The 8,957-nt window shown below is 38.3% G+C and carries 9 protein-coding genes; all 9 read left to right on the forward strand.

Annotated features, from left to right (window positions below; translation table 11 throughout):
- Positions 1-330 (forward strand): methyl-accepting chemotaxis protein (locus BS85_RS10700; protein WP_034551618.1); only part of this gene is annotated, 330 nt, incomplete at its 5' end.
- A 54-nt stretch (positions 331-384) separates the two neighbouring features.
- Positions 385-1,383, forward strand: coding sequence for an LLM class flavin-dependent oxidoreductase (locus BS85_RS0109690; RefSeq protein ID WP_026944613.1), 999 nt, complete (start codon positions 385-387; stop codon positions 1,381-1,383).
- Complete coding sequence (locus BS85_RS0109695; protein ID WP_026944614.1) at positions 1,383-2,432, forward strand: A/G-specific adenine glycosylase; 1,050 nt, start codon at positions 1,383-1,385, stop codon at positions 2,430-2,432. The genes BS85_RS0109690 and BS85_RS0109695 overlap by 1 nt, the downstream gene beginning before the upstream one ends.
- Before the next feature lie 53 nt (positions 2,433-2,485).
- Positions 2,486-2,971 (forward strand): S-ribosylhomocysteine lyase, encoded by a 486-nt coding sequence (gene luxS / locus BS85_RS0109700; RefSeq protein ID WP_026944615.1) that lies wholly within the window; start codon positions 2,486-2,488, stop codon positions 2,969-2,971.
- Positions 2,968-5,001 carry an NAD-dependent DNA ligase LigA gene (gene ligA / locus BS85_RS0109705; RefSeq protein ID WP_026944616.1) on the forward strand — a complete coding sequence of 678 codons (2,034 nt, stop codon included), beginning with the start codon at positions 2,968-2,970 and terminating at the stop codon, positions 4,999-5,001. The genes luxS and ligA overlap by 4 nt, the downstream gene beginning before the upstream one ends.
- Before the next feature lie 646 nt (positions 5,002-5,647).
- Complete coding sequence (locus BS85_RS10965; protein WP_051604783.1) at positions 5,648-6,115, forward strand: hypothetical protein; 468 nt, start codon at positions 5,648-5,650, stop codon at positions 6,113-6,115.
- Entirely contained in the window at positions 6,103-6,543 is a 441-nt protein-coding gene (locus tag BS85_RS0109715; protein WP_026944617.1) for a hypothetical protein, read from the forward strand. Before BS85_RS10965 ends, BS85_RS0109715 begins: the two co-directional genes overlap by 13 nt.
- Positions 6,544-6,600: 57 nt before the next feature.
- Positions 6,601-7,806 (forward strand): 2,3,4,5-tetrahydropyridine-2,6-carboxylate N-succinyltransferase, encoded by a 1,206-nt coding sequence (locus BS85_RS0109720; protein ID WP_026944618.1) that lies wholly within the window; start codon positions 6,601-6,603, stop codon positions 7,804-7,806.
- Between the two features lie 33 nt (positions 7,807-7,839).
- Positions 7,840-8,957: hypothetical protein (locus BS85_RS12185; protein WP_051604784.1), on the forward strand; the 1,118-nt coding region annotated here is incomplete at its 3' end.

An 8,957-nucleotide genomic window follows, 5' to 3' on the forward strand; every position in this document is an offset into this window, starting at 1 on the left:
AATGCAGCCATTGAAGCAGCAAGAGCAGGAGAACACGGAAGAGGCTTTGCAGTTGTTGCGGATGAAGTAAGAAAACTAGCAGAGAGAACAGGAAAGTCTTTAAATGAAATAGAAGCAAATGTCAATGTGCTTGTGCAAGGTGTCAATGATATGAGTGAATCCATTAAAGAACAAACCGCAGGTGTTACACAAATTAATGAAGCCATTGCTCAACTAGAATCTGTTACACAAGATAATGTCAGTGTTGCGAATAACACCAATGATATTACATTGCAAGTCAATAGTATTGCTGATGATATTTTAGAAGATGTGAATAAGAAGAAGTTTTAGGGGCTACGCTAGGGATTTACTAGGGGCTAATATTTTAAAAATAGAGGGTATGAGATGAAAAGTAGCATTTTTGAATTAGTGGAAAATTGGAAAAACAATGAGGCAGTTGCTATTTCTGATGCGATTGAATTAATAGAATATGCCGACAAATTAGGCTTTGATGAAGCTTGGATTGGTGAGCATCATTTTAACAATTTTACCCTTTGTCCGGCTATTCTTGCGATTGCAGGTTATGCACTTGCACGCACCAAACAAATCAAAGTGGGAAGTGCTGCTATCTTGCTTCCTCATTATCACCCCATTCAATTATCTGAAGAGCTTGCTACACTAGATTTGTTAAGTGGAGGGAGATTCCTCTTTGGTTTTGCGCGTGGAGCTTTCCCTATTTTTGATATTTCAATGGGCAACAACCCTCAAAACAATCGCAAGATTATGCTAGAAAATGCTGAAATTGTGCATGATTTACTTTTTAAAAATCAAGTAAGCTACGAGGGAGAGTTTTTTGATATTAACAATATTAGTATCTGTCCCCACCCTCTAGGTTTAATTCCTTTTTATGTTGCAAGTGAGCACGAGGAAACACTTGCGATTGCTGCTAAACGCGGATACAACTTTTTAAGTGCTTTAACGCTTGATGCAAAACGCGCAAAGACAATTTATGATATTTTTGAAAGAAATGGCGCAAAAGATTTAGAATTTGTATTAACACGTGCAATTTATATTGACGAGGATAGAAGTGCAGCACAAGAAAAGGCGCAAATGGGTGTGGATATTTTCACGCAATGTATGCTGCGCGCTAATGAATCCAATCCGACTTTTGAAGCTATTATTAAAGTAAGTGATTATGAAGAATTTAGAGCGGCATTTTTCAATAAAGATAAAATTATGGAATGTATGATTGTTGGCACTCCAAAAGATTGTGTGGAACAAATTATGGAATTGCGTAAGCAAATCCAATTCAACACGCTTTCTTTAAAGCTACTCTCTTCTGAACTTGAGGATTCTAAAAATATTCTTAGGCTTTACAAAGAGCAAGTTGTCCCTTATTTATAATGGATTGTAAGCTTAATCCAACAAAGCTCAAAAATGCACAAAAAGCACTTTTGGGTTGGTATGCAATCTATGGTCGTCATCATTTGCCTTGGCGTGATAGATTAGCTCCCAATCGTGCATATCGTGTTTTAATTAGTGAAATAATGTTGCAACAAACGCAAGTAAAAGCAGTGCTGGAACATTTTTATTTTCCTTTTTTGGAACGCTTCCCGAATCTCCACTCTTTAAGCGAAGCAAATGTTTCTGAAGTTTTACACGCTTGGCAGGGGCTTGGATACTACTCACGCGCAAGAAATTTACACAAACTCGCACAAATTTGCATTCACAATAGCAAAACTTCCACTCTTGCCCCTCAAGGTAGAGAAAATCCCTTGCCTTGTGATATATATCTTTTGCGCAAACTTCCCGGAATCGGTGCTTATACCGCCGGAGCAATTGCGTGTTTTGGCTTTGATTTGCCTGTTAGTTTTGTAGATTCTAACATCAAACGCATTCTTTTGCGACTTTTTGCCCTGCATTCTGCCACCCCCTCTCTTTTAGAATCTAAAGCAAAATCCATTTTAAACTTTCAAGAACCCTTTAATCATAATCAAGCCTTGTTGGATTTAGGTGCGCTCCTTTGCCTCCCAAAATCTCCTAAATGTGGGGATTGCCCTTTGAGCGGTTGTTGCTTAGGAAAAGAAAATTGGCAGGATTTCACCCAAAGCAAGTCAATGCAAACAACCAAAAAGACTTTACATTATGGAATTTTTATTCAAGATTCCACCATTGCTCTTTTAAAAAGTAATGAAAAATTGTATTTTGGACTTTACAACTTTCCGCAAATTCCGCTAAGCCTTATAAAAAGCAGTCAAAAACTTGGAATCCTAAAGCATTCTTACACAAAATACAATCTTGAGACAGAAATTTATCTGTGTCCTTTGATGGCAAGTGATTTTTTAAATAAGGATTCTTTGGAGTTTTTTACGCGTGATTCTTTGGAATCCTTGCCTCTGTCTGCCCTAAGTTTAAAAATTCTAAAGTTTTTGCGCACAAAAGGCTTGTTTTAATAGAAATTTGCTAAGATTCAAACTTTGATTAATCTAAACAACAAGGAATTTTTATGCCACTTTTAGATAGCTTCAAAGTAGATCATAAACTTATGCCAGCCCCAGCAGTGCGTCTTGGCAAAGTAATGCACACACCAAAGGGAGATGAGATTTGCGTCTTTGACTTGCGTTTTTGTAAGCCCAATGTTGAGATACTAAGCGAAAAGGGAATCCATACTTTAGAACATCTTTTTGCAGGTTTTATGCGCGACCATTTAAATAGTGAAAAAGTAGAAATTATTGATATTTCTCCTATGGGCTGTCGCACAGGATTTTATATGAGCCTTATTGGCAAACCAACTCCGCAAGAAGTGCGCGATGCGTGGGAGAAGAGTATGCAAGATATTTTACAGGTAAGTGAGATTCCAGAAGCAAATCCACTACAATGCGGCACTTATCTAATGCACTCCTTGCAGGAGGCACAAGAGATTGCTAAAAATACATTAGCTAAGGGTATTGGCATTATGGACAATGAAGCTTTGAAACTTAATCTCAAATGACTTTAGACGATTATTTAAAGGCTGTTGAGCGTCTTAATCTATGGGCGAAGCATTATTATATTTTAGATGACCCCATTGCAAGTGATGAGGAATACGACACGCTTTATCACCAAGTGAAAGCTTACGAACTGCAAAACCCTCAAAATATTGCGCTAGATTCCCCTACACAACGCGTAGGGGATAAGGTGCTAGAATCCTTTAGCAAAGTAGCGCATATCCAAAGAATGTGGAGTTTAGAAGATGTTTTTGATATGCAAGAATTGCAAGAATGGGTTGAACGCGTTTTAAGGGGAGCAAATCGCGAGGCTTTGAGTTTTTCTATCAGCCCTAAGTTTGACGGAGCAAGTTTGAATCTCCTCTATGAAAATGGAATTTTAGTAAGTGCCGCAACAAGAGGGGACGCTTTTGTGGGAGAAAATGTAACACAAAATGCACGCACGATTCCTAGTATTCCTCTAAAAATAGCATATAAAGGACGCATTGAGATTCGCGGGGAATGCGTGATCGCAAAAGATGATTTTGAAAAACTCAATCTTGAACGATTGCAAGGAGGTGAAAATCTGTTTGCAAATCCACGCAACGCAGCTGCAGGAAGTCTGCGCCAACTTGATTCTAAAATTACTGCAAAACGAAAATTGCAATTTATCCCGTGGGGTGTAGGGGCTTGTAATTTGGTAGATTTTATGGATTCTACAAGCAAAGAATCCAACACTGCGCAGGATAGTTTTTTTGCGCTTATGGAAAACATTTATGCTTTGGGATTCCAAAAATCCCCTTTTGTAGAGCTTTGCAAGAGTATTCAAGCGATTGAAAACGCCTATTCTCATCTCATTGCAAAACGCGATTCTTACCCCATAACCTTAGACGGAATGGTAGTGCGTGTGGATTCTATTTCTTTGCAAGAGAAACTTGGATTCACAATCAAAGCTCCTCGTTTTGCATGTGCTTATAAATTCCCAGCCATTGAAAAAAGAGCAAAGGTTTTAGGAATCACTTTACAAGTAGGGAGGACGGGCGTGATTACGCCTGTGGCAGAACTTGAACCCATAAGGATTGAGGGGGCGAGAGTTAGTCGTGCAACCTTGCATAACTTTGATGAAATTGCAAAAAAGGATATTCAAATCAACGATTTTGTGATTCTTATTCGCAGTGGTGATGTGATTCCAAAAATCATCAAATCTTTGCCTTCCTTGCGTGATGGAACGCAAACTCCTTGCCCAATTCCAACAAAATGTCCCATTTGCCATAGCGAATTGCTTGTGGAGGAAAAACTGATTAAATGCCAGAATCTTAGCTGTGAGGCGCGTGTGAAAAATTCCATTATCCATTTTGCAAGCAAAAAAGCATTGAACATTGATGGATTGGGCGAAAAAATCGTTGAAACATTGTTTGATACAGGCAAGATCCACTCCATTGAGGATTTATTTTCTTTGCAATCAAAGGATTTGGAGGATTTGGAGGGCTTTAAAGATAAAAAGATTCAAAATCTCCTTAACGCCATTGCCGCCACGCGTGGGATAGAATTGTGGCGTTTTATTAATGCGCTTGGGATTGAACACATTGGCGAGGGTGCAAGTAAAAAATTAGCAAATAGTTTTGGAATAGAGTTTTATCAAAAAACCTATGAAGATTTTATTGCCCTTGAGGGGTTTGGAGAGGAAATGGCAGCCTCTTTATGTGAGTTTTGCAAGGTAAATATTCAGAGGCTTTTGCGCCTTTTGGAACTTATTTCTCCTATTTGCACAACACAAAATTCTACACAGGATTCCAAATTGAGTGGCAAAACTTTTGTGATTACTGGCACACTATCCAAAGCGCGCGAGGAATATAAGGAATTATTGGAATCTCTCGGGGCAAAAGTGAGCGGGAGCATTTCTAAGAAAACAAACTTTTTGCTTTGCGGAGAAAATGCAGGTTCAAAACTTGCCAAAGCAGAATCTTTAGGGATTCAAATTCTAAACGAGCAGGAGTTAAACGCAATGCTTGAGGGATTGCAGGATTCTACCTTATTATTGCAAGAAATTCGCTAGAATCTTATGGCAAATAATATTGAATTATAGATATCTTGGCAATGGAATCTTTAGGAATTTAAAGTAGTGCATTCTTTATAGATTGCCACGATTCCTTGCGGAATCTCGCAATGACAAAAACCTAACCATCTCGTCATTGCGAACGAAGTGAAGCAATCCATAATCTTAGCAATTAAAAAATATTCAATGGCGAGATAAGAAATTATAGATTGCCACGAAGTCTAACGCATTCTCGCAATGACGAGGTATTCAAAGCAAATTTGTTTTCTTATATAACAAGCTCAAATAAATTAAAAAGTTAAGAATATTTTACATTTAGTTTTAAGATTCTGTAATTTATAATAAAAATTCAAACTTTTTTAAAAAGGAGCAATAATGAAAAAGATAATTTTTGTTTTAATGATGACTTTTGGAATGTCGGCAGCTTTTGCTAATGAAATGACACTACTTTGATATATTTGGTTTTTTGTTTGGAAAAGAATCTAGTAGCGAAAATTATACAGATACAAAAGTTAGCCAAAGTGGTATTAATCAGGAAGATAGAAGGGGTGGAGTGCCTTTTAATAAACCAATTCGCCCTACGATGTATATTAATGGAAAAGTAATTTACTTGAAACCATTTAACTAATTTTGGATAAGGTTCTTTATGCTTTTATCTTTTGCGAATACGCATTATAACTTCGGATGGAATACAAAAACGCAGAGTTTGCCTGTTATGCGAGAGGCTTTGCTTCAAAAAGTTGCTCCACAACCCAAAGATACAATTCCAAATACAGAATCGCAACCACCTCAAAGTGGACAGATTCAAGTTATCTTTGAGGAAATACAAAGCCAGAGAGAAATCTCAATGAATCTTACTGCGGAAAACATGCAAAAATTGCAAGAAAAATTTGGAGCAAAGAATTTTGAAAGGCAAGAAGATTCCACTAGATTAAAGGGTGAAGCGCAAAAGCTTGTCAGTGGTTGGTGGGGAGAGATTGCTTATAAAATGAATTTTCTATCCGCAGATAAAGACCAAAATGGCAGATTAAGTGAGCAAGAGAAGTTGCAAACCAATACAGGCACTTATGCGGCACTAAGTGCAGAAGTCTTAGAGGGGAAGTGCGTAATATAGACTTTAGGGTAATCCAAACTTATGCCAAGACTGCGGGTTTGGATTTGCCACAAGATATGCAAGAAATGTTGAATCAGACTTTGCAAAAGGATAAAAATTTAGATGGCAGAATAGATATTTTTGAAAATTATGGTGGCAAAGAAAAGCTAATCGCCAAGCTAAATTCTACCCTGCAAACAGAGGTAAATAGACTAGAGGGGAAGGTCTCTTTAGCCGATTTTATCGCAGAGCCGATAAAGCCCAATAAACAAACCAAAGAAAGCCTAAAAGAAATACTTAAAGCACAAGAATTGTTGAATCGATTACTTGCTGCACAAGGCGATTTGAGCATTTTGAGTGCCGAAGATAAGAAGCTACTAGAATCTGTAATGCCAAACTACAAATCAAGATTGCCTAAAAACACAGAATCTTTTGAAATCTTTGCATAAGATTCTCTAAAATTTATATAGTTTTCGTTATAATCCGCAAATTTTTAAGGAGAATTTATGAGTAAAGAGAATTTTAAAACAAAAGTAGAATCTTTGCAAAACAAGGCAGATTATAAGCAGCCTTTGGGGTTTGGAATCTGTTATGCAGATATTGGAGTGCTAAGCGGGAAGGTGTTGCAAGCGACTTATCCGGTGCTTAATTGGGGCGAGAATTTTGGCTCTTATGCGATTTTTGAATCCTTGAAGCAAGAATGCGAGGTGTTAGAAGAGAGCGAGAGTGAGCTAGTCTTTGGAATCACAGAAGAGTTTGTGTTGAAGGCGTTAGAGGAGTTTGCGCCCTTTTTGGCTGAAACGCAAGAGAATCCTAACGCGCATAAAAATGTCGCTGTTGTGCTAGAGCTTCAACGCGCCTTGCAAGAGGATAGAATCTATACAGAAAATGGGGATTTTCGCTACCGATTCTGCGCACTTTATCAAGATGTGCAGTGCAAAAGCGTGGAATCCGCATATATGAAGCTACTTGCTCTCTCACTTGGCAAAGCACCGCTTAGAAGTTTGTATTTAGATGGAATCTTTGGGCTTTTAAGCAATGTTGCGTGGAGCGGGAATGTGCCTTTTGAGCTAGAGTGGCTACGCGAAAATGAGATTGCCCTTAAAATGCGTGGCGAGTTTCCAGCGATTGATTTTGTGGATAAATTTCCGCGTTATTTAATGCAAGTGATTCCACAATTTGATAATATCCGCTTACTAGACACTGCAAAAACGCGCTTTGGAGCATATTTGGGCAAAGGTGGATACACACAAATGCCCGGAGCTAGTTATGTGAATTTTAATGCTGGAGCAATGGGTGCTTGTATGAATGAGGGGCGCATTAGCTCTAGTGTGGTTGTCGGCGAGGGAAGCGATGTCGGTGGTGGTGCTAGTATTTTAGGCGTGTTAAGTGGCGGAAATAGCGATCCTATTAGCATTGGTAAGAACTGCTTGTTGGGTGTGAATAGTTCCACAGGGATTAGTCTAGGCGATGGTTGTATCGTAGATGGCGGAATCGCAGTTTTAGCCGGGACAATCTTTAAAATCAGCGAAGAGGAAGCGCGAAAAATCGCAGAAATTAATCCAAATTTTGAAATCAAAGAAAGCGGAATCTACAAAGGACGCGATTTGTCTGGCAAAAATGGTGTGCATTTCAGACAGGATTCCAAAAGTGGCGCGATGATTGCATTCCGCTCCAATCGCAAGATTGAATTAAACTCCGCACTGCATTAAAGGAGGCTGTAATGTCATATCGTAATCCTTCGGGTGAGGGTAAAATCCTATTTAGTTAGCTTTGGAGATACAAGGCTTGGAATCTCTATTTGCCACTTTAAACAACAAGCGGAATCGCTAGGGGCATTTGATAATATTTTTATCTACACAGAGGCAAGTTTGCCCCTAGAATTTGTGGAATACTTCAAAAATAAGCTTTATATAACAAATCAAAAGGGCGAGAGGCTACCCACGCGTGGTTTTGGGTATTGGTGCTGGAAGCCCAAAGTGATTTTAATGGCATTGGAGCAAATCAACTTCGGAGATTATTTAATCTATTGTGATATAGGCTTTGAGTTTAATGCTAAGGCTAAAGACACTCTACAAAAACTCTTTTGCGATATAGAAGCAAACGAGATTATGGGGAGCATTACGGACTATCCCGAAAAAGAATGGAATAAGGCGGATTTGCTTGCGCATTTTGGCTTACTAGAGGATAGGGAATTTTTAGAATCTGGACAATGTGCCGCGGGGATTGTTTTGTTAAAAAAGACGCAAAAAACAATTCAAATCATACAAGAATGGTTGGAAGTGTTTTACAAGCATTTTGAGTTGATTGACGATAGCCCATCTACGATTCCAAACCTCCCTGAATTTAGAGAGAATCGCCACGACCAAAGCGTATGGAGTGTGCTAAATAAAAAATACAAAGTCAAAAACTACCCTTATAGAAAGTGGTTTGACCAAAGTTATAGTGTGCTTTATAATCGTAATAAAATCTATTTACCCGCAAGTGTGGAGCAAACAAAGGCACTTAATGAGGCGATACGAGGGGGCGGACGATATAGCTTCCAATGGAATCCGCAGCTGTATCAAAGGAGTTTGGAGGGATATGCTAAGAAATATGCTAATAAGATTTTTAAAGACGAAGTGGAGTGTTTAAAATTTAAAATAAACTTTGGCACAGCAAAACACAGAATCCACAACCACCTAGCTTACAAACTAGGCTCTGCAATGATATTAAACTCTAAAAGTCTCTTAGGATATATCAGAATGCCTTATGTCTTATCTTATATTAAAGAAGCACATAAAAAAGAGATTGCAGACTATGAAGCAAAAGTTGCAAAGAATCCTAAATTAAAACTTCCTAAATTAGAATCCTATGCAGATTA

It is taken from the genome of Helicobacter rodentium ATCC 700285, assembly GCF_000687535.1.
GTDB lineage: Bacteria > Campylobacterota > Campylobacteria > Campylobacterales > Helicobacteraceae > Helicobacter_D > Helicobacter_D rodentium.